This window comes from Salmonella sp. SAL04214 (assembly GCF_046550615.1).
In the GTDB taxonomy this organism is placed as follows: Bacteria; Pseudomonadota; Gammaproteobacteria; order Enterobacterales; family Enterobacteriaceae; genus Salmonella; species Salmonella enterica.
This window is the reverse complement of the sequence record NZ_JBGDXT010000001.1, coordinates 122,139-141,956: the sequence shown is the minus strand read 5'-3', so window position 1 is coordinate 141,956 and position 19,818 is coordinate 122,139. Positions and strand designations below refer to the sequence as shown.

Sequence of the window (19,818 nt, the reverse complement as noted above, 5' to 3'; positions counted from 1 at the left end):
ATAACTTATAGCAACGACAATAAAATGCTTATCTGAAATCAGAATGGGTCTCCGCATTCTATTTCTAATGTGGTACACATCCTGTAGCACAATATACCGTTCTGATATCTTTATCGTATTTTATTATTATCATGGTATTTTCAAATAACTCGTCAGATACACTGAATTCGCCATTCAGTATAAACAGCCTATGGCGGATAATCATTGTGCAAACGCTCATTAAAAAGGGATTATTTAACGCTTATTTTTGAGCATACGCCCATGATACTGGGCGCTAATGCACACATTTACGCTTTACCCGGCCTGCATAAAAAATTTCATAATTTGCGGTGATCTGGATCACATTCTTATATTTATACTCCTGTCATTCTTATTTCATTATGCATGAACTTTATTTCTTATATTGAGATTTAATGATTTAACCATAACCAAAATAGATAATCCTATTTCTATCATCCAGGCTGGAGAATGTTGAACAATGGCCAATATCGAAATTCGCCAGGAATCGCCATCGGCATTTTATATAAAAGTACATGAAACCGATAATGTCGCAATTATTGTTAATGACCACGGTCTTAAAGCCGGAACACGTTTTCCGGATGGCCTGGAACTGACTGAACATATTCCGCAAGGCCATAAAGTCGCTCTGACGGATATCCCCGCTCACGGCGAAATCATCCGTTATGGCGAAGTCATCGGTTATGCGGTACGCGACATCCCGCGCGGAAGCTGGATCGACGAGTCGCTGGTTGAACTGCCAAAAGCGCCGCCGCTGAATACGCTACCGCTGGCGACCAAAGTACCGGAACCGCTGCCGCCGCTGGAAGGCTACACGTTTGAGGGCTATCGTAACGCCGATGGCAGCGTCGGCACCAAAAATCTGCTTGGCATTACCACCAGCGTGCACTGTGTGGCGGGCGTGGTCGATTATGTGGTGAAAGTAATTGAGCGCGATCTGCTGCCCAAATACCCGAATGTCGATGGCGTTGTAGGGCTAAACCATCTGTACGGCTGCGGCGTGGCAATCAACGCGCCGGCGGCGGTCGTGCCGATTCGCACGATTCATAATATCGCGCTCAACCCCAATTTTGGCGGCGAAGTGATGGTGATTGGCCTCGGTTGCGAAAAACTGCAGCCGGAACGACTGCTGGAAGGCACCGAGGATGTCCCCGCCATCGCCGTTGAAAGCGCCAGTATTGTGCGTTTACAGGACGAGCAGCATGTCGGCTTTAAATCAATGGTCGACGATATTTTGCGGGTCGCCGAACGCCATCTGACGAAACTGAACCAGCGCCAGCGCGAAACCTGCCCGGCCTCCGAGCTGGTCGTCGGGATGCAGTGTGGCGGCAGCGATGCGTTTTCCGGCGTCACGGCAAACCCGGCGGTGGGTTATGCTTCCGATCTGCTGGTACGCTGCGGCGCGACCGTCATGTTCTCGGAGGTCACCGAAGTGCGCGATGCCATTCATCTTCTGACGCCGCGCGCCATCAACGAAGCCGTGGGTAAACGCCTACTGGATGAAATGGCCTGGTACGATAACTATCTTGATATGGGGAAAACCGATCGCAGCGCTAACCCGTCCCCTGGCAACAAAAAAGGCGGCCTGGCGAACGTCGTGGAAAAAGCGTTGGGCTCTATCGCTAAATCGGGTAAGAGCGCCATTGTCGAAGTATTGTCGCCGGGCCAGCGCCCCACCAAACGCGGCCTGATTTACGCCGCGACGCCCGCCAGCGATTTCGTCTGCGGCACGCAGCAGGTCGCTTCCGGCATTACCGTACAGGTCTTTACCACCGGACGCGGCACGCCGTACGGGCTGATGGCGGTGCCGGTCATTAAAATGGCGACGCGTACCGAGCTGGCGAACCGCTGGTATGACTTAATGGATATCAATGCAGGCACCATCGCCACGGGTGAAGAGACAATCGAAGATGTGGGCTGGAAGCTATTTCACTTTATTCTCGATGTCGCCAGCGGCCGGAAAAAGACTTTCTCAGATCAGTGGGGCCTACATAACCAACTGGCGATATTTAACCCGGCGCCAGTGACCTGATCCAGGCGATGCCATTCTCTGACCAGGGTATAACCGCATAATCTGTAGACCGGGTAAGCGCCAGCGCTACCCGGTATTTTTTCGCCCTTAGTCTGTAGCCTGAAGTATGTCTGCCCGACATGCTTTTTTTACTCCTGACTTTCGATAACTTCCATTTTATTTCGAAACTTTCATTTATCAGATCAAAATCACAAAAAAACATTCCGAAAGCCTATAAATTCTTTCAAAGAAAACAAACGAAAGATTTCGGAGGAAGGATGTTTATCATTTCAGGCAGAACAATGCTAAAGAAGGCGCAGCAGGAAGGCTATGCTGTGCCGGCGTTTAACATCCACAACCTGGAGACATTGCAAGTGGTGGTGGAAACCGCCGCAGAATTGCGCTCTCCGCTGATTGTCGCCGGTACGCCAGGCACCTTTAGCTACGCAGGCGTCGGTAATATCGTGGCCATCGCCGCAGAACTGGCGAAAAGCTGGAACCATCCTCTCGCGGTACATCTCGATCATCATGAAAAACTGGCCGACATCAAAATGAAAGTCGCCGCCGGGGTACGCTCGGTCATGATCGACGGGTCGCATTTCCCCTTTGCCGACAATATTGCGCTGGTGAAAAGCGTGGTTGATTACTGTCATCGCTACGATGTCAGCGTTGAAGCTGAACTTGGGCGTCTCGGCGGGCAGGAAGACGATCTTATCGTTGACGGTAAAGATGCGCTTTATACCCATCCGGAACAGGCCCGGGAATTTGTAGAAAAAACGGGTATCGACTCGTTAGCCATTGCTATCGGCACCGCTCACGGCCTCTACACCGCTGAACCAAAACTTGATTTTGAACGACTGACGGAAATTCGTCAGCGGGTTGATGTCCCCTTAGTCCTTCACGGCGCCTCTGGCCTGCCGACCCGCGATATTACCCGCGCTATTTCGCTGGGCATCTGCAAAGTTAACGTCGCGACCGAGCTTAAAATCGCCTTTTCCGGCGCGCTTAAAAACTATTTAACGCAACACGCAGAGGCCAGCGATCCCCGCCATTACATGATCCCGGCGAAAGCGGCCATGAAAGAGGTTGTACGTAAAGTGATTGCCGACTGCGGTTGTGAAGGGAAGCTCTAAAGCCCCCGGATTTAGCACGGCAAAGGGCGTTTTCATAGCTGGATCACGAAAGCCATTATTATCCTTTGCCTTCAAACCAAAAATATTATGAAGATAAACAAAAGATATCGGAGCCAGAAGTGAAAGAAATAATTTCTCGTCACAAAGCAGGAGAACAGATAGGGATCTGTTCCGTATGTTCAGCACACCCGCTGGTGATTGAATCCGCATTACGTTTTGATCTGAATAGCGGGAACAAAGTTCTGATCGAAGCGACCTCTAACCAGGTTAATCAGTTTGGCGGTTATACCGGCATGAAACCGGCTGACTTTCGTGATTTTGTCTATGGCATCGCCCAGGAAGTGGGTTTTCCACGAGAACGGCTTATTTTAGGCGGCGATCACCTGGGACCTAACTGCTGGCAAAACGAACCTGCAGATACGGCGATGGAAAAATCCGTCGAACTCATTAAGGCTTACGTCGCTGCCGGGTTTAGCAAAATCCATCTTGATGCCTCTATGTCCTGCGCTGACGACCCGACGCCGCTGGACCCAATGGTTGTCGCTAAACGCGCCGCCCTGCTTTGCCAGGCAGCGGAAACGACGGCGACCAACGAACAAAAACGCCATTTAACTTATGTTATCGGCACTGAAGTTCCGGTTCCGGGCGGGGAAGCCAGCGCCATTAACGCCGTGCATGTTACCCGCGAACAGGATGCGGCCCGCACGCTGCAAACGCATCAGGCTGCTTTTCGCGCCCTGGGGCTGGATGAGGCATTAAACCGGGTTATCGCGATTGTCGTACAGCCGGGCGTAGAATTCGACCATACACAGATTATCCACTATCAACCGCAGGCCGCTAAAGCGCTTTCCGACTGGATAAAAGAAACGCCGATGGTCTATGAAGCGCATTCGACTGATTATCAGACGCGACAGGCCTACCGTGCGCTGGTACGCGATCATTACGCCATTCTGAAGGTCGGCCCGGCGCTCACTTTCGCGCTGCGCGAAGCCATTTTCGCACTTGCGCAAATGGAAAACGAGCTGATCTCCCCGGAACAACGTAGTCGGGTACTGGAGGTCATTGATGAAGTTATGCTAAACGAACCGGGCTACTGGAAAAAATACTACCGTCCAACCTGGAGCCAGGCGATGGTCGACATCCACTTTAGTTTGTCTGACCGTATTCGCTATTACTGGCCGCACCCGCGTATTCGTCAAAGCGTAGAGAAGTTAATCGCCAATCTGAATAACGTCACATTGCCGCTGGGATTAATTAGCCAGTTTATGCCCGTACAGTTTGAACGTCTGTCTGAGGGCGTGCTCACCCCCACGCCGCATAACCTGATTATTGACAAAATTCAGGATGTTCTGCGCGCTTATCGCTTCGGTTGCACGCCGGATGTCGCCTGAATAATGGAGAATTTATGAGCCAACTATTTGTCCGAACCGGAATCACATTCGACTCGAGCCAACAGGCGCTGGCGCACATTGGCAAAGAGATGCTGGCGAAAGGCGTGGTACATGATAGTTATCCGCAGGCGCTGGTGGAACGTGAAGCGTCTTTTCCTACCGGCATTGCGCTGGAGCGTCACGCCGTCGCTATCCCTCATTGCGAGGCGGTTCATGCGAAATCACCCGCTATCTATCTGATTCGTCCAGATAAGCCGGTCATGTTTCAACAGGCGGATGATGACGAAGAGATTGCCGTTTCGTTAATCATCGCCTTAATCGTTGAAAACCCGGCGGCACAGCTAAAACTTCTGCGCCGCCTGTTTAGTGAGCTACAGAACCCGAGCACCCTCGATGCCCTGTTAAGCGCGCCGGATGCCGAACTGGCGATACGCTTTCAGGAAACCATCCTTGAGCCTGAGCAGTGCGTCCAGGTTTGATAATAAATTGATAATAATGAGGAATACCCTATGAAACGTAAAGTAATTGTGGCCTGTGGCGGTGCGGTTGCAACCTCAACGATGGCTGCGGAAGAAATTAAAGAGCTGTGTGATGCCAACCATATTGAGCTCGACTTAGTGCAATGCCGGGTCACCGAAATCGAAACCTATATGGACGGCGCCGATCTTATCTGTACCACTGCCAGGGTCGATCGCGCCTTTGGCGATATTCCCGTCGTTCACGGTATGCCTTTTGTTTCCGGCGTGGGTATTGAAGCATTACAGCAAAAAATTCTGTCCATTCTCATGGGGTAACGTATGTTTAGCGAAATAATGCGTTATATCCTCGACTTAGGCCCAACGGTGATGTTGCCTCTGGTGATCATCGTGTTCTCTAAACTGCTGGGAATGAAGCTTGGGGATTGTTTTAAATCGGGTTTGCATATTGGTATCGGCTTCGTGGGTATTGGTCTGGTCATCGGCCTGATGCTGGATTCTATCGGCCCCGCGGCGAAAGCCATGGCGGAACATTTCCAAATCAATCTCCACGTTATTGACATCGGCTGGCCGGGTTCATCGCCCATGACCTGGGCGTCACAAATCGCGCTGGTCGCGATCCCTGTCGCCATCGGGGTTAACGTCCTGATGCTGGTGACCCGCATGACCCGCGTGGTGAATGTCGATATCTGGAATATCTGGCACATGACCTTTACGGGCGCCATGCTGCATCTGGCGACCGGTTCATACTGGCTGGGGATTCTGGGCGTTGTGGTTCATGCCGCCTTTGTCTACAAACTGGGGGACTGGTTTGCCAAAGATACCCGCGACTATTTTGGCCTCGAGGGGATTGCTATCCCACACGGCTCATCCGCGTACCTGGGCCCCGTGGCGGTGCTCGTTGATACCATTATCGAAAAAATTCCGGGTCTCAATCGTATTCACTTTAGCGCAGACGATGTTCAGAAACGCTTCGGACCGTTTGGCGAGCCGGTGACTGTCGGCTTCGTGATGGGGCTGGTGATTGGTGTACTGGCAGGCTACGACGCCAAAGCCGTTCTGCAACTGGCGGTCAAAACCGCAGCGGTGATGCTGCTTATGCCACGCGTCATTAAACCTATTATGGATGGCCTAACGCCTATCGCGAAACATGCGCGTAAACGTCTACAGGCTAAATTTGGCGGGCAGGAGTTCCTGATAGGCCTTGATCCAGCGCTACTGCTCGGTCATACCTCTGTTGTCTCCGCGAGCCTGATATTCATTCCGCTGACCATCCTGATTGCCGTCTTAGTACCGGGGAACCAGGTGCTGCCGTTCGGCGACCTCGCCACCATCGGTTTCTTTATTGCGATGGCGGTCGCGGTACACCAGGGCAACCTGTTCCGCACGCTGATTTCAGGTGTCATTATCATGGGTATCACCCTGTGGATAGCCACCCAGACGATTGGCCTGCATACCCAACTGGCTGCCAATGCCGGAGCGCTAAAAGCTGGCGGACAAGTCGCCTCGCTGGATCAGGGCGGTTCCCCCATCACCTGGCTGCTGATTCAACTTTTTACCTGGCAGAATATCGTCGGCTTCGCCGTCATTGCCATTATCTATCTGGCCGGTGTACTGCTGACCTGGCGTCGCGCCCGACAATTTGTCGCGGCTGAGAAAGCCACGGCGCTACAGCAAAGTCAAATCGCCTCTTAATTTTAGGGGAGCAATCGCTCCCCTCACCACCTTCCTGGAGAATGTTATGAAATCAGTGGTTATTCACGCTGAGGGAGACGTGCGCGTTGAAGAACGTCCCTTACCACAACTGCAAGCCGAGGACGATGTGTTGGTCAAAGTCGTTAGCTCAGGGCTTTGCGGGTCGGATATCCCGCGTATTTTCGCGCAGGGCGCCCATTATTATCCTATTACGTTAGGTCATGAATTCAGCGGCTACGTTGAATCCTACGGCACAGGCGTAACGGATATGCAGCCCGGCGATGCCGTCGCTTGCGTCCCGCTTCTTCCCTGCTTTCACTGTCCGCAATGCGAACGCGGTTACTTTTCTTTATGCAAACAGTATCAGTTTGTAGGATCGCGCAGCGAAGGCGGTAATGCGGAATATGTGGTGGTCAAACGGGCCAATCTTTTCCGCTTGCCGTCTGATATGCCGATTGAAGATGGCGCGTTTATCGAACCGATTACCGTGGGCTTACACGCCTTTCATCTGGCGCAGGGCTGCGAGGGGAAAAACGTAATTATCGTTGGTGCCGGGACAATTGGCCTGCTGGCCTTACAGTGCGCGCGGGAACTGGGCGCGCGAAGCGTAACGGCGATTGATATCAATCCGCAGAAACTGGAACTGGCGAAAGCGCTCGGCGCAACGCATACCTGTAATAGCCGGGAAATGACCGCCGACGACATCCAGACCGCGTTGTCCGACATTCAGTTTGATCAACTGGTTCTCGAAACGGCAGGAACTCCCCAGACCGTCTCGCTGGCTATCGATATCGCCGGGCCGCGCGCGCAACTGGCGCTGGTGGGGACGTTACATCACGATCTCACCCTGACAACGCGTACATTCGGGCTAATTTTGCGTAAAGAGCTCACGCTCCTCGGCAGTTGGATGAACTACTCCGCACCATGGCCAGGAGAAGAATGGGAAACCGCAGCGCGCCTGTTGGCTGAAAAACGTCTTCAACTGACCCCTCTCATTGCCCATCGCGGCGATGCGGAAAGCTTTGCAGAAGCAGTCAAAGCGCTTAATGGCGCGCCCATGCAGGGCAAAATCCTACTTCAACTTTCCTGATGGTACGAGCCAGCAACCTGCGCTGGCTCACATTTCCTTTCGAAATTTAGCGTTCACCTTTCGCAATCCTTCGTTTAAACTAGTTACAGTTAATTATCAGGCAAATCAATATGAACTCATTTGAGCGAAGAAATAAAATTGTCGACCTGATTAATACGCAAGGCAGCGTGCTGGTGATGGACCTTTCAAATACCTTTGGTATTTCTGAAGTGACTATCCGTGCTGACCTGCGTCTGCTGGAAGAGAAAGGCCTTGTCACCCGTTTTCATGGCGGCGCGGCAAAACCGGGAAGTCATCTGGCGGAAGGCGACAATCAGGAAGTCATTCTGGAAGATCGGTATCAACTCGCCAGCGATCCGAAAAAGCGGATTGCCCAGGCGGCTGCGGCAATGGTTGAAGAAGGAATGACCATCATTCTGGATAGCGGGAGCACAACGTTACTGATTGCGGAAGCGCTCGCGCGAAAAAGCAATATTACGGTGATCACTAACAGCTTGCCTGCCGCTTTTACGCTATCAGAAAATAAAGATCTCACGCTGGTGGTCTGCGGCGGTACGGTACGGCATAAAACCCACTCAATGCACGGCACGATTGCGGAACGATCGCTACACGGCATCAGCGCCGATGTCATGTTTGTCGGGGCGGATGGCATTGATGCGACAAACGGTATTACCACGTTTAACGAAGGTTATTCCATTAGCGGCGTCATGGCGGCGGCGGCACACAAAGTTATCGCGGTACTGGACGCGACCAAATTTAACCGTCGCGGCTTTAACCAGGTATTGCCGATGGACAAGATCGATTGTGTGATAACCGATGACACCATCAGCAAACAGGATAAAGCGGCATTAGCGAAAACAGGCGTGGAATTAATGATCGTCTAAAAAGGAGTCGGTTATGCGTTGCTGATCGCGAGAGTAAGCCCGAAGGAAAGGCCCGGCCCGCTATCACCGCCCAATGCCCCCATCAATTTACCCACATCAATCACCTGATTGAGTATTAACACGATGGCGATAAAAGGCGGTTCCCGGGCGCTCGCTTTTACTCTTCCTGCTGCCCCAGCGCATACTTATACAGCGCATTTTTCTTCACGCCGTGAATTTCTGCTGCTAGCGCCGCCGCTTTTTTCAGCGGCAGTTCTGCCTGTAGCAGCGCCAGCGTGCGCAGCGCGTCGGCGGGCAGGTCGTCTTCTTGCGCTTTATGCCCTTCGACAATCAACACCATCTCGCCTTTACGGCGGTTTTCATCTTCTTTGACCCACGCCAGCAGCTCGCCGACCGGCGCGCCGTGAATGGTTTCCCAGGTTTTGGTCAGCTCACGCGCCAGCACCACGTAGCGGGATTCTCCCAATACCGCTACGATATCTTCCAGGCTATCTAACAGGCGGTGGGTTGACTCATAAAAAATCAGCGTTCGCGGTTCCGTTTCAATGGCTTTTAGCGCATCACGGCGGCCTTTGGATTTCGCCGGTAAAAAGCCTTCATAGCAGAAACGGTCGGATGGCAGGCCAGCGGCGCTCAGGGCGGCAATCGCCGCACACGGCCCCGGTAGCGGCACCACGCGAATCCCCGCTTCGCGACAAGTACGCACCAAGTGGTAGCCCGGATCGTTAATCAGTGGCGTACCGGCGTCGGAAACCAGCGCAATGTTCTGCCCTTCTTTTAGCTTCGCGACCAGCGTTTCCGCTTTTTGTTGTTCGTTATGGTCGTGCAGCGCGAACAATCGGGCATTAATCCCAAAATGTTGCAGCAATAAACCGGTGTGACGAGTATCCTCGGCGGCAATCAGATCTACAGCCTGTAACACCTCCAACGCACGCTGGGTAATATCCGCCAGATTACCGATAGGAGTAGGTACAATAAAGAGTTGGCCCTGAGAATTATCCGCCGATTCGTTTTGTTTCATTGTGTCGTCCGTATTGCCGATTTAATATTGAGCATTGCGTAAAAAAATATCACTGGATACAGTATGGTACCCTCAACATTTTCTCGTTTGAACGCCGCACGCGCGCTGCCTGTCGTCCTGGCTGCGCTACTTTTCGCCGGGTGCGGCACCCAGGCGCCAGATCAAAGCGCAGCCTATATGCAGGGTTCAGCGCAAGCTGACTCCGCCTTTTACCTGCATCAGATGCAGCAAAGCGCAGATGATAGCAAGACCAACTGGCAATTACTCGCCATTCATGCACTGCTGAAAGAAGGAAAAAGCCAGCAGGCCGTCGACCTGTTCAACCAACTCCCGCAAAATCTGAACGATACCCAGCGTCGCGAACAGTCTTTATTAGCGGTAGAAATCAAACTGGCGCAAAAAGATGTCGCAGGCGCGCAGGCCTTGCTGGATAAACTAAAACCCGCCGACTTTGCGCCAAATCAGCAAGCGCGTTACTGGCAGGCGCAGATCGTTGCCAGCCAGGGACGCCCGTCGCTTACCCTGTTGCGGGCGTTAATCGCCCAGGAACCGCTACTGGCGGCGAAAGAGAAACAAAAAAATATCGACGCCACCTGGCAGGCGCTCTCCGCCATGACGCCGGATCAGGCCAGGACGCTGGTTATCAACGCTGATGAAAATGTGCTTCAGGGCTGGCTGGATCTGCAACGCGTCTGGTTTGACAACCGCAACGATCCGGACATGCTGAAAGCCGGGATCGCCGACTGGCAAAAACGCTACCCGCAAAATCCGGGGGCGAAAATGCTGCCGACGCAGCTCGTCAATGTACAACGTTTTAAACCAGCTTCCACCAGCAAAATCGCTCTGCTGCTGCCGCTGAACGGTCAGGCTGCCGTGTTTGGCCGTACCATCCAGCAAGGTTTCGAAGCCGCGAAAAACCTCGGCACCCAGGCGGTAGAGATGCAGCCTGCCGCCGCGCCTGACGCGCCGGTCGAACCTGGCGTGGAGGAGACGCAGCCACAAATGACCAACGGCGTCGCCAGTCCGTCGCAGGCCTCGGTGAGCGATCTGACTGATGACGCTCCATCCCAGTCCGCTACGCCAGTCAGCGCGCCACAAACTCCCCCTGCTACAGCAAGCGCGCCGGCGGATCCCTCCGCTGAATTAAAAATCTACGATACCTCTTCCCAGCCGTTGGATCAGGTGCTTGCTCAGGTTCAGCAAGACGGCGCCAGTATCGTGGTCGGGCCGCTGTTGAAAAACAATGTGGAAGCGCTGATGAAAAGCAACACGCCGCTCAACGTGCTGGCGCTCAACCAGCCGGAAACGGTACGTAGCTTCCCTAATATCTGCTATTTCGCGCTCTCTCCAGAAGATGAAGCCCGTGACGCGGCGCATCATATTTATGACCAGGGCAAGCAGTCGCCGCTGCTGTTGATCCCACGCAGCACGCTTGGCGATCGCGTGGCGAACGCCTTCACCCAGGAGTGGCAAAAACTGGGCGGCGGCATCGTGTTACAGCAAAAATTCGGCTCCGTAGCCGAGCTGAAAATGGGCGTGAACGGCGGCGCGGGTATCGCGTTGACGGGCAGTCCGGTCGCCGCCAGCGTGCCTGCGCAACCGGGCGTCACCATTGGCGGTCTGACCATCCCTGCGCCGCCGACCGACGCGCAAATCACCGGCGGCGGACGCGTAGACGCGGTCTATATTCTGGCTACGCCGGAAGAGATTGGCTTTATCAAACCGATGATCGCCATGCGTAACGGCACCCAGAGCGGCGCGACGCTGTATGCCAGCTCCCGCAGCGCGCAAGGCACCTCCGGCCCCGACTTCCGTCTGGAGATGGAAGGTTTACAATACAGTGAAATTCCTATGCTGGCAGGCGGCAATATGCCGTTGATGCAGCAGGCGCTGAGCGCTGTACATAACGACTATTCTCTGGCGCGGATGTACGCCATGGGCGTGGATGCCTGGACGCTGGCGAACCACTTTTCGCAGATGCGTCAGGTGCAGGGGTTTGAGATCAATGGTAATACCGGCGCATTAACCGCCAGCCCGGATTGTGTGATTAACAGGAAGTTATCATGGCTCAAATACCAGCAAGGGGAGATTGTTCCCGCCAGCTAACGCGTAAACAGGCTGGCGACGCGTGGGAAGCTGCCGCGCGTCGCTGGCTGGAAAGCAAAGGACTGCGGTTTATCGCCGCCAACGTGCGCGAGCGCGGCGGCGAAATCGATCTGATCATGCGCGACGGAAAAACGACGGTTTTTGTTGAGGTCCGCTATCGGCGCTCCGGGCTTTATGGCGGCGCGGCGGCTAGTGTGACCCGCAGCAAGCAACACAAATTATTACATACTGCCCGCTTGTGGCTCGCCCGCCAGAATGGGAGTTTTGATACTGTGGATTGTCGGTTCGATGTGTTAGCCTTCACCGGAAATGAGATTGAGTGGTTTCGGGATGCGTTTAACGACCACTCATAATTGAAGATTTTAAGGATTAGCGTGCTCGAAAGAATCAAAGTTTGCTTTACAGAAAGCATTCAAACTCAAATTGCTGCGGCGGAAGCGCTTCCGGATGCCATTTCCCGCGCCGCCATGACGCTGGTTCATTCCCTGCTTAACGGCAACAAAATCCTCTGTTGTGGAAACGGGACGTCCGCGGCCAACGCACAGCATTTTGCTGCCAGCATGATTAACCGCTTTGAAACGGAGCGACCCAGTTTACCCGCCATTGCACTAAATACCGATAATGTGGTCTTAACTGCGATCGCTAACGATCGCCTGCACGATGAAGTTTATGCAAAACAAGTCCGGGCGCTGGGACATGCAGGCGATGTTTTATTGGCGATCTCTACGCGTGGTAATAGTCGCGATATCGTAAAAGCCGTTGAAGCAGCCGTCACACGTGACATGACCATTGTGGCGCTAACCGGGTATGACGGGGGTGAGCTGGCCGGACTATTAGGGCCGCAGGATGTCGAAATTCGTATCCCTTCACACCACAGCGCGCGCATTCAGGAAATGCATATGCTGACGGTAAACTGCCTGTGCGATTTGATCGATAACACGCTTTTTCCTCACCAGGATGATTAAGGAGTACACATGAAGGCATTTTCGCCGCTCGCAGTCCTTATTTCTGCGTTGCTATTGCAAGGTTGCGTCGCCGCCGCGGTAGTGGGTACGGCAGCCGTCGGCACCAAAGCCGCAACCGACCCGCGTAGCGTGGGCACCCAGGTGGATGACGGAACGCTGGAACTGCGTGTCAGCAGCGCGCTGTCGAAAGATGAGCAAATCAAAAAAGAGACGCGCATCAATGTCACGGCTTATCAGGGCAAAGTTTTGTTAGTGGGGCAGTCGCCAAACAGCGAACTCTCCGCACGCGCGAAACAGATAGCGATGGGCGTTGAAGGCACCACCGAGGTCTATAACGAGATTCGCCAGGGTGAGCCTATCGGCCTGGGGACCGCCTCTAACGATACCTGGATCACTACGAAAGTTCGCTCACAGCTACTGACCAGCGATCAGGTAAAATCGTCAAACGTGAAAGTCACCACCGAAAATGGCGAAGTGTTCCTGCTGGGCCTGGTAACTGAACGTGAAGGTAAAGCGGCAGCGGACATCGCCAGCCGGGTGAGCGGCGTGAAACGCGTGACCACCGCCTTTACGTATATTAAGTAACCGGTGTGCCGGGTGGCGATAAAAATGTGTAAACCGCGTCGCCATCCGGTAAATCATCCGGCTTCGCTACTCCGCTTTTTCCCGCAGTTGCGATGAGGTCAGAATCGTCACGCCTTCTTGTGCTGGCGCCAGCGCTTCCGCCAGCATGGCCCGCGCCACATCCCGCGCATCAATCGATTTCCAGTTTCCTGGCAACAGCCGAAATAGCGGAGCGAAAAGCGTTTCATTCACCCGCCGCGTTGTTCTGTCGCCGAGCAGCATAGAAGGCCGGGCAATCGTCAAACGAGGCCAATTTTGCGCGATTAACGCCTCCTCCATTTCTCCTTTCACCCGATTGTAGAAAAACGGAGAGTGCGCGTTTGCTCCCATTGCGCTGACCACCAACATGTGCTGCGCGCCCAGTCGACGCCCGGTCAGCGCGGTATCAACCACCAGCGTATAATCCGCATGAATAAACGCCGCTTTACTTCCCGCTTCACGCCGGGTCGTGCCCAGGCAGCAAAAAACAATATCTACCGGGTCGGTCACCTGAGCTAACGCGTCGGTAAGCTGCGGATCGTGAGGGTTATAAACGCCGACAATATCCGTCAGCGGGCGACGCGTCGGCGCGGCGATAGCGCTCACCTGCGGCGTGTTGATTAACATTCTCAGCAGATGTCCGCCGACCAGTCCGGTCGCGCCGGTAATCAGTACCTGACTCATCCTCGCTCCTTTACAGATTTGTCCACCTTGCACTCTCGGCCCTATCGACCAGGCTTAATAGTCTACGAGGTAAGTATCCATCATTGTGGAAAATTTGCCTTACCCGACGCCACCACTGCGGAGGAAACGCATGAGTAAGAAAATTGCCGTTTTGATTACCGATGAATTTGAAGATTCAGAATTTACCTCGCCGGCAGCAGAATTCCGTCAGGCCGGCCATGAGGTCATCACCATCGAAAAAGAGGCGGGTAAAACGGTGAAAGGAAAAAAAGGCGAGGCCAGCGTCACCATTGATAAGGCTATTGATGACGTTCGTCCCGACGAGTTCGACGCCTTGCTATTGCCGGGAGGCCATTCGCCGGACTACCTGCGCGGCGACAGCCGTTTCGTGGATTTTACCCGCGATTTCGTTAACAGCGGTAAACCGGTTTTTGCCATTTGCCACGGCCCACAGTTGTTGATCAGCGCCGATGTCATTCGTGGGCGCAAACTCACGGCGGTGAAACCGATTATTATCGATGTGAAGAATGCGGGCGCGGAATTTTACGATCAGGAAGTCGTCGTCGATAAAGATCAGCTGGTGACCAGCCGCACGCCTGACGACCTGCCGGCATTTAACCGCGAGGCGCTACGCCTGCTGGGCGCGTGAGTCGCGTAACCAGTGCAGTTTTTTACCAAACCCCAGCGTGTTGTCGGTGAATTTAATTTCATCCAGCCGAATTTCCCATACCGGCGCTGGCAGCACCCTGGCGACCGGGAAGCGACGAAGGTAAGCTTTACGCGCGGCGTCGCTCTCCTGCCCCTCCAGACGGCGAATTTCCCCTTTAAACTGTACGCCGCGAATGCGCGCCACCGTTTTCGGCTGACCATTGACCGTTCCCGCAACTGGCGCGCACGCGCCAGACATTTGCGCATGGCGGGTTTTATCATCCGTTAACAGATACAGCGCGACGTTTTGCGCATCGAACAAATAAAACGCATTGGCGCACCACAGCTCTCCCTCATGGTGTACGCACCAGGTCACCACGTGTTGTTTCGCCAGCCAACGGCCAATAGCGGTAAGTGTGTCCATCTTTATTCTCGCTTATACTGGGAACCTGAAAATTATCATGCTGATGGCGACAATGACACCCTGGTATCTGTATCTGATTCGTACCGCAGACAATGCGCTTTACACCGGAATAACCACCGATGTGGCGCGTCGTTACAGGCAGCATCAAACGGGAAAAGGCGCAAAAGCATTACGGGGAAAAGGCGAGTTAACGCTGGCGTTTGCGGCGCAGGTCGGCGATCGCTCGCTGGCCCTGCGCATAGAGTATCGCATCAAACAGCTCACAAAGCGCCAGAAAGAGCGCCTTGTGACGGAACGCGAAGCGTTTGAGGCGCTGCTGTCCAGCCTGCAAACGCCGGTGCTTAAAAACGATTGAAGTGGTCGTGATACTCCACCAGCCCCGTCACGCCTTCCAGCGCATCCTCAGCCAAACGGTGTACCTGGAAAGCGCTTTCCGTACCGGGCCAACGGCAGTGAAGATCGTAATGCGCGGCCAGTTCAAAACCGAAGCGGCTATATAACGCCGGATCGCCCAGCGTCACGACCGCCGCGTAGCCGAACTCATTGAGCGAATCCAGCCCTTCATACACTAACTGGCGCGCCAGTCCTTGCCCGCGATACTTTTCATCGACCGCCAGCGGCGCCATGCCGACCCACTGTAAATCTTCGCCCTGCACATCAACCGGGCTAAAGGCGACATAGCCCACCACCTGGCCTTCATCATCCGTGGCCACCAGTCCGAGCGTCAGAAAACCATCTTCACGCAAATCGTGAACCAGCTTCGCTTCCGCATCGCTTTCGAATGAACGGCGTAACAGCGCATCAATACCAGGCGCATCAATGGGAATTTCTACTCGAATTAGCATGGTTCACCTACCGAGGTCTGTTTGGTTTCCGGCGAGTTTTTCATTCCCGCCTCAACAAAATCCGCCAGTTGCAGCAGCATAACGCGTAACGCTTTCGGCATCTGCTCCAGTTCGATGGCGTCCATCAGATTCTTCACATACAACCCTAACTCAGTATCGCCTTCAATGACCAGTCGACGCTGGAAAAAGAGCGTATCCGGATCCTGTTTACGGGCGGCGATCATTAGCAGATCGCTGGCGTCGGCGCTAAAACTGACGTCGGCATCCGCCTGCTGGCTAACGATCAGCTTTTCATTTTCAACTGTGGTATACCATTTTAAGTCGATGTCACGAACATGAATGCTTAACCAACGACCTTCGAGGAATTCCAGCTCTCCATCGGCCAGCGCCTGACGAAACTGCCAGCTCAGAACCTGTTCCAGAACCTGGCGCTTTAGCGCAAAGGGCGTCAGTTTAACCGGTACACTCATCAGAGACGGGCCAGCATGGACTAATCGTGAACGCAGTTTATCTAACACGAGCTTTACTCCCTGTTTCAATAGTCCTGTTATTTTGCCATATCCAATAAATCACATGGCGGCGTAAATCAACAATTGGGTCTGATTTTCTACCCCATTATTGGTGTTACCAATACGCCTTTAACTGCCTTAAATCAAAAATTGTCGCAGCAAGGTTAACTAAAATCCCTGTTCGTTAACAATTTTGCGTCTCAGACGTAACCCTCAGGATAAATTATGGAGCTGCTCTGCCCTGCCGGAAATCTCCCGGCGCTGAAGGCGGCCATCGAAAACGGCGCTGACGCCGTTTATATCGGGTTAAAAGACGATACCAATGCCCGTCATTTTGCCGGCCTTAACTTTACCGAAAAAAAATTGCAGGAAGCGGTGAGTTTTGTTCACCAGCATCGCCGCAAATTACACATCGCCATTAATACTTTTGCGCATCCGGACGGCTATGCCCGCTGGCAGCGCGCCGTGGATATGGCGGCGCAGCTTGGCGCCGACGCGCTGATTCTTGCCGACCTCGCTATGCTGGAATATGCCGCAGAGCGTTACCCACATATTGAGCGCCATGTTTCCGTTCAGGCTTCGGCAACCAACGAAGAGGCGATTCGCTTTTATCACCGCAACTTTGATGTCCACCGTGTAGTACTGCCGCGTGTACTGTCGATTCACCAGGTAAAACAACTGGCCCGCGTCACGCCGGTGCCGCTGGAGGTATTCGCGTTTGGCAGCTTGTGCATTATGGCGGAAGGTCGCTGCTATCTTTCTTCCTACCTGACGGGGGAGTCGCCCAATACCGTCGGCGCCTGCTCTCCCGCCCGCTTTGTCCGTTGGCAGCAAACGCCGCAGGGACTGGAATCGCGCCTGAATGATGTCCTGATTGACCGTTACCAGGATGGCGAAAACGCGGGCTACCCAACGCTGTGCAAAGGCCGCTATTTAGTGGACGGCGAGCGCTATCACGCGCTGGAGGAGCCAACCAGCCTGAACACGCTGGAACTGCTGCCGGAGCTCATGGCGGCGAACATCGCTTCGGTGAAGATCGAAGGCCGCCAGCGCAGCCCGGCCTATGTCAGCCAGGTGGCGAAAGTGTGGCGCCAGGCGATCGATCGCTGCAAAGCCGCCCCGCAAAACTTCGTTCCACAGCGCGACTGGATGGAGACGCTCGGCGCGATGTCCGAAGGCACCCAAACCACGCTTGGCGCATATCACCGTAAATGGCAGTGAGAGGAGCTATGAAATATTCCTTAGGACCGGTGCTTTATTACTGGCCGAAAGAGACGCTGGAAGATTTTTATCAGCAGGCCGCAAAAAGCAGCGCTGATGTCATTTATCTGGGCGAAGCGGTGTGCAGCAAGCGTCGCGCGACCAAAGTCGGCGACTGGCTGGAAATGGCGAAATCCCTCGCCGCCAGCGGTAAGCAGGTGGCGCTCTCCACCCTGGCGCTGGTACAGGCGTCATCTGAATTAAGCGAGCTGAAACGCTATGTGGACAACGGCGATTTTCTGCTGGAAGCCAGCGATCTTGGCGTGGTGAATCTGTGCGCCGAGCGCAAACTGCCGTTTGTCGCTGGCCATGCGCTGAATTGCTACAACGCGGTCACGCTGCGCCGGTTGCTGAAAGAAGGCATGGTACGCTGGTGTATGCCGGTGGAGCTGTCCCGCGACTGGCTGGTGAATTTGCTTAATCAGTGCGACGAACTGGGCATTCGCAATCAGTTTGAAGTGGAAGTGTTGAGCTACGGGCATCTGCCGCTGGCCTACTCCGCTCGCTGCTTTACCGCCCGTTCGGAAGACCGTCCGAAAGATGAGTGCGAAACCTGCTGTATCAAGTATCCAAACGGTCGTGACGTGCTCTCGCAAGAGAATCAGCAGGTGTTTGTGCTTAACGGTATTCAGACCATGAGCGGCTATGTCTATAACCTTGGCAACGAACTGACGTCAATGCAGGGATTGGTCGATATCGTGCGCCTGTCGCCGTTGGGGACGGAGACATTTGCCATGCTTGATGCCTTTCGCGCTAACGAAAACGGCGGCGCGCCATTACCGCTTGCCGCCCATAGCGACTGTAACGGCTACTGGAAGCGGCTGGCCGGGCTGGAGCTACAGGCCTAGCCGGATGGCGGCATCAATACCTTATCCGGCCTACAAATAGCGCTCCCGTAGGCCCGATAAGCGCAGCGCTATCGGGCATTGTTTTTGCCGTCAGTCTCATAAAGCTCACTTTGTTAACAACATTCGCTAATCTTTAATGCAGTATTAAAAGATTAACCGGTAACAAAGTGAGCCGTTATGACTGACAAAACTATTCCGTTCTCGGTGCTGGATCTGGCGCCGATCCCTGAAGGAGCTTCGGCAAAAGAAGCCTTCACGCACTCGCTTGATCTCGCACGGCTGGCTGAAAAGCGCGGTTATCACCGCTACTGGCTGGCAGAACATCACAACATGACCGGTATCGCCAGCGCGGCGACCTCGGTATTGATTGGTTATCTGGCGGCCAATACCACAACATTACATCTTGGCTCCGGCGGCGTGATGCTGCCTAACCATTCACCGCTGGTGATTGCCGAGCAGTTCGGCACGCTGAATACGCTCTACCCGGGACGTATCGACTTAGGGTTGGGACGCGCGCCGGGTAGCGATCAGCCGACGATGCGCGCGCTGCGTCGCCATATGAGCGGCGATATCGATAACTTTCCACGCGATGTCGCAGAGCTGGTGGACTGGTTCGACGCTCGCGACCCTAATCCGCATGTGCGCCCGGTGCCCGGCTACGGCGAGCAGATCCCGGTCTGGCTGTTGGGCTCCAGCCTGTATAGTGCGCAACTGGCGGCCCAGCTTGGCCTGCCGTTCGCCTTTGCTTCGCATTTCGCGCCGGATATGTTGTTCCAGGCGCTGCATCTGTACCGTACCCAGTTCAAACCTTCAGCGCGGCTGGAAAAACCGTACGCGATGGTGTGTATCAATATTATCGCCGCCGACAGCAACCGCGACGCCGAATTCCTGTTTACCTCCATGCAGCAGGCTTTTGTGAAGCTACGCCGTGGGGAAACCGGGCAACTGCCGCCGCCGATTGAGAATATGGAGACCTTCTGGTCGCCATCCGAGCAGTATGGCGTGCAACAGGCGCTGAGCATGTCGCTGGTGGGCGATAAGGCGAAAGTCCGCCACGGGCTGGAATCCATCCTGCGGGAGACCCAGGCGGATGAAATTATGGTAAACGGGCAGATTTTCGATCATCAGGCGCGGCTGCATTCGTTTGATTTGGCGATGGATGTTAAGCAGGAATTGTTGGGGTAGTGCGTTGTTTTGCCCGGTGGCG

Annotated in this window: 22 protein-coding genes; 17 read left to right on the top strand and 5 right to left on the bottom strand. The window is 54.2% G+C overall.

From position 1 onward, the window contains the following. Window positions 1-478 precede the first annotated feature (478 nt). From garD to ACLJQD_RS00670, 8 genes are all read left to right on the top strand, one after another. Window positions 479-2,050: a galactarate dehydratase gene (gene garD / locus ACLJQD_RS00705; protein WP_001273722.1), complete on the top strand. Its 1,572-nt coding sequence runs from the start codon at window positions 479-481 to the stop codon at window positions 2,048-2,050. Window positions 2,051-2,307: 257 nt separating this feature from the next. Beyond that, window positions 2,308-3,162, top strand: a complete 855-nt coding sequence (locus ACLJQD_RS00700) for a tagatose bisphosphate family class II aldolase (protein ID WP_000469979.1) — start codon at window positions 2,308-2,310, stop codon at window positions 3,160-3,162. Between the two features lie 119 nt (window positions 3,163-3,281). Then, entirely contained in the window at window positions 3,282-4,553 is a 1,272-nt protein-coding gene (gene gatZ, locus ACLJQD_RS00695; protein WP_023181568.1) for a tagatose-bisphosphate aldolase subunit GatZ, read from the top strand. Between the two features lie 14 nt (window positions 4,554-4,567). Continuing rightward, window positions 4,568-5,032, top strand: coding sequence for a PTS galactitol transporter subunit IIA (gatA, locus tag ACLJQD_RS00690; RefSeq protein WP_000080445.1), 465 nt, complete (start codon window positions 4,568-4,570; stop codon window positions 5,030-5,032). Between the two features lie 30 nt (window positions 5,033-5,062). Next, window positions 5,063-5,347: a PTS galactitol transporter subunit IIB gene (gene gatB / locus ACLJQD_RS00685; protein ID WP_000824293.1), complete on the top strand. Its 285-nt coding sequence runs from the start codon at window positions 5,063-5,065 to the stop codon at window positions 5,345-5,347. A gap of 3 nt (window positions 5,348-5,350) precedes the next feature. Next, window positions 5,351-6,724 carry a galactitol-specific PTS transporter subunit IIC gene (locus tag ACLJQD_RS00680; protein WP_017441479.1) on the top strand — a complete coding sequence of 458 codons (1,374 nt, stop codon included), beginning with the start codon at window positions 5,351-5,353 and terminating at the stop codon, window positions 6,722-6,724. Between the two features lie 46 nt (window positions 6,725-6,770). Further along, a complete protein-coding gene (gene gatD / locus ACLJQD_RS00675; RefSeq protein WP_000844174.1) occupies window positions 6,771-7,814 on the top strand; it encodes a galactitol-1-phosphate 5-dehydrogenase in 1,044 nt (347 codons plus the stop codon). A 110-nt stretch (window positions 7,815-7,924) separates the two neighbouring features. Beyond that, window positions 7,925-8,698, top strand: a complete 774-nt coding sequence (locus ACLJQD_RS00670; RefSeq protein WP_001083899.1) for a DeoR/GlpR family DNA-binding transcription regulator — start codon at window positions 7,925-7,927, stop codon at window positions 8,696-8,698. Between the two features lie 157 nt (window positions 8,699-8,855). On the opposite strand, the gene rsmI is transcribed toward ACLJQD_RS00670, so the two are convergent. Further along, window positions 8,856-9,719 carry a 16S rRNA (cytidine(1402)-2'-O)-methyltransferase gene (rsmI, locus tag ACLJQD_RS00665; RefSeq protein WP_000812290.1) on the bottom strand — a complete coding sequence of 288 codons (864 nt, stop codon included), beginning with the start codon at window positions 9,717-9,719 and terminating at the stop codon, window positions 8,856-8,858. A gap of 63 nt (window positions 9,720-9,782) precedes the next feature. Between rsmI and ACLJQD_RS00660 the strand changes: the two genes are divergently transcribed. Genes ACLJQD_RS00660 through dolP form a run of 4 tightly spaced genes read left to right on the top strand, consistent with a single transcriptional unit; the run spans window position 9,783 to window position 13,375 of the window. Then, entirely contained in the window at window positions 9,783-11,825 is a 2,043-nt protein-coding gene (locus tag ACLJQD_RS00660) for a penicillin-binding protein activator (protein ID WP_017441478.1), read from the top strand. Beyond that, window positions 11,783-12,178 (top strand): YraN family protein, encoded by a 396-nt coding sequence (locus ACLJQD_RS00655; protein WP_000057285.1) that lies wholly within the window; start codon window positions 11,783-11,785, stop codon window positions 12,176-12,178. The genes ACLJQD_RS00660 and ACLJQD_RS00655 overlap by 43 nt, the downstream gene beginning before the upstream one ends. Before the next feature lie 21 nt (window positions 12,179-12,199). Further along, a complete protein-coding gene (diaA, locus tag ACLJQD_RS00650; protein ID WP_000893481.1) occupies window positions 12,200-12,790 on the top strand; it encodes a DnaA initiator-associating protein DiaA in 591 nt (196 codons plus the stop codon). A 9-nt stretch (window positions 12,791-12,799) separates the two neighbouring features. Continuing rightward, the gene (gene dolP / locus ACLJQD_RS00645) at window positions 12,800-13,375 is read left to right on the top strand and encodes a division/outer membrane stress-associated lipid-binding lipoprotein (protein WP_001650801.1); all 576 of its coding nucleotides are present in this window, start codon (window positions 12,800-12,802) and stop codon (window positions 13,373-13,375) included. A gap of 66 nt (window positions 13,376-13,441) precedes the next feature. Here the strand turns inward: dolP and ACLJQD_RS00640 are convergent, their stop codons facing one another. After that, window positions 13,442-14,077, bottom strand: a complete 636-nt coding sequence (locus tag ACLJQD_RS00640) for an NAD(P)H-binding protein (RefSeq protein ID WP_001530791.1) — start codon at window positions 14,075-14,077, stop codon at window positions 13,442-13,444. Window positions 14,078-14,207: 130 nt separating this feature from the next. On the opposite strand from ACLJQD_RS00640, the gene yhbO reads away from it, so the two are divergent. Then, window positions 14,208-14,726, top strand: coding sequence for a protein/nucleic acid deglycase (gene yhbO, locus ACLJQD_RS00635; RefSeq protein WP_000037599.1), 519 nt, complete (start codon window positions 14,208-14,210; stop codon window positions 14,724-14,726). Here yhbO and ACLJQD_RS00630 read toward each other — a convergent pair. Continuing rightward, a complete protein-coding gene (locus ACLJQD_RS00630) occupies window positions 14,706-15,149 on the bottom strand; it encodes a YhbP family protein (RefSeq protein ID WP_000380404.1) in 444 nt (147 codons plus the stop codon). The two genes, yhbO and ACLJQD_RS00630, sit on opposite strands and share 21 nt — an antisense overlap. A 37-nt stretch (window positions 15,150-15,186) precedes the next feature. Here ACLJQD_RS00630 and ACLJQD_RS00625 point away from each other — a divergent pair, with 37 nt between their 5' ends. Continuing rightward, window positions 15,187-15,504: a GIY-YIG nuclease family protein gene (locus ACLJQD_RS00625; protein ID WP_000928379.1), complete on the top strand. Its 318-nt coding sequence runs from the start codon at window positions 15,187-15,189 to the stop codon at window positions 15,502-15,504. On the opposite strand, the gene ACLJQD_RS00620 is transcribed toward ACLJQD_RS00625, so the two are convergent. Then, window positions 15,491-15,994, bottom strand: a complete 504-nt coding sequence (locus tag ACLJQD_RS00620; protein ID WP_000908562.1) for a GNAT family N-acetyltransferase — start codon at window positions 15,992-15,994, stop codon at window positions 15,491-15,493. The two genes, ACLJQD_RS00625 and ACLJQD_RS00620, sit on opposite strands and share 14 nt — an antisense overlap. Further along, complete coding sequence (locus tag ACLJQD_RS00615) at window positions 15,988-16,512, bottom strand: SCP2 domain-containing protein (protein ID WP_000884721.1); 525 nt, start codon at window positions 16,510-16,512, stop codon at window positions 15,988-15,990. The genes ACLJQD_RS00620 and ACLJQD_RS00615 overlap by 7 nt, the downstream gene beginning before the upstream one ends. A gap of 216 nt (window positions 16,513-16,728) precedes the next feature. On the opposite strand from ACLJQD_RS00615, the gene ACLJQD_RS00610 reads away from it, so the two are divergent. From ACLJQD_RS00610 to ACLJQD_RS00600, 3 genes are all read left to right on the top strand, one after another. After that, window positions 16,729-17,724 carry a peptidase U32 family protein gene (locus tag ACLJQD_RS00610; RefSeq protein WP_000421309.1) on the top strand — a complete coding sequence of 332 codons (996 nt, stop codon included), beginning with the start codon at window positions 16,729-16,731 and terminating at the stop codon, window positions 17,722-17,724. Further along, window positions 17,715-18,611, top strand: a complete 897-nt coding sequence (locus tag ACLJQD_RS00605; protein WP_001540959.1) for a U32 family peptidase — start codon at window positions 17,715-17,717, stop codon at window positions 18,609-18,611. Before ACLJQD_RS00610 ends, ACLJQD_RS00605 begins: the two co-directional genes overlap by 10 nt. Before the next feature lie 177 nt (window positions 18,612-18,788). After that, window positions 18,789-19,796, top strand: a complete 1,008-nt coding sequence (locus tag ACLJQD_RS00600) for a luciferase-like monooxygenase (protein ID WP_017441477.1) — start codon at window positions 18,789-18,791, stop codon at window positions 19,794-19,796. Window positions 19,797-19,818 lie beyond the last annotated feature (22 nt).

Excerpts from the sequence above, each read along its gene's own strand:
- ACLJQD_RS00680 (WP_017441479.1), top strand. The coding sequence starts at position 5,351 with ATGTTTAGCGAAATAATGCGTTATATCCTCGACTTAGGCCCAACGGTG.
- garD (WP_001273722.1), top strand. The coding sequence starts at position 479 with ATGGCCAATATCGAAATTCGCCAGGAATCGCCATCGGCATTTTATATA.
- ACLJQD_RS00670 (WP_001083899.1), top strand. The coding sequence starts at position 7,925 with ATGAACTCATTTGAGCGAAGAAATAAAATTGTCGACCTGATTAATACG.
- dolP (WP_001650801.1), top strand. The coding sequence starts at position 12,800 with ATGAAGGCATTTTCGCCGCTCGCAGTCCTTATTTCTGCGTTGCTATTG.
- ACLJQD_RS00630 (WP_000380404.1), bottom strand. The coding sequence starts at position 15,149 with ATGGACACACTTACCGCTATTGGCCGTTGGCTGGCGAAACAACACGTG.
- yhbO (WP_000037599.1), top strand. The coding sequence starts at position 14,208 with ATGAGTAAGAAAATTGCCGTTTTGATTACCGATGAATTTGAAGATTCA.
- ACLJQD_RS00655 (WP_000057285.1), top strand. The coding sequence starts at position 11,783 with ATGGCTCAAATACCAGCAAGGGGAGATTGTTCCCGCCAGCTAACGCGT.
- gatD (WP_000844174.1), top strand. The coding sequence starts at position 6,771 with ATGAAATCAGTGGTTATTCACGCTGAGGGAGACGTGCGCGTTGAAGAA.
- gatB (WP_000824293.1), top strand. The coding sequence starts at position 5,063 with ATGAAACGTAAAGTAATTGTGGCCTGTGGCGGTGCGGTTGCAACCTCA.
- ACLJQD_RS00625 (WP_000928379.1), top strand. The coding sequence starts at position 15,187 with ATGCTGATGGCGACAATGACACCCTGGTATCTGTATCTGATTCGTACC.
- ACLJQD_RS00605 (WP_001540959.1), top strand. The coding sequence starts at position 17,715 with ATGGCAGTGAGAGGAGCTATGAAATATTCCTTAGGACCGGTGCTTTAT.
- ACLJQD_RS00610 (WP_000421309.1), top strand. The coding sequence starts at position 16,729 with ATGGAGCTGCTCTGCCCTGCCGGAAATCTCCCGGCGCTGAAGGCGGCC.
- gatA (WP_000080445.1), top strand. The coding sequence starts at position 4,568 with ATGAGCCAACTATTTGTCCGAACCGGAATCACATTCGACTCGAGCCAA.
- rsmI (WP_000812290.1), bottom strand. The coding sequence starts at position 9,719 with ATGAAACAAAACGAATCGGCGGATAATTCTCAGGGCCAACTCTTTATT.
- ACLJQD_RS00620 (WP_000908562.1), bottom strand. The coding sequence starts at position 15,994 with ATGCTAATTCGAGTAGAAATTCCCATTGATGCGCCTGGTATTGATGCG.
- ACLJQD_RS00600 (WP_017441477.1), top strand. The coding sequence starts at position 18,789 with ATGACTGACAAAACTATTCCGTTCTCGGTGCTGGATCTGGCGCCGATC.
- ACLJQD_RS00700 (WP_000469979.1), top strand. The coding sequence starts at position 2,308 with ATGTTTATCATTTCAGGCAGAACAATGCTAAAGAAGGCGCAGCAGGAA.
- ACLJQD_RS00660 (WP_017441478.1), top strand. The coding sequence starts at position 9,783 with ATGGTACCCTCAACATTTTCTCGTTTGAACGCCGCACGCGCGCTGCCT.
- ACLJQD_RS00640 (WP_001530791.1), bottom strand. The coding sequence starts at position 14,077 with ATGAGTCAGGTACTGATTACCGGCGCGACCGGACTGGTCGGCGGACAT.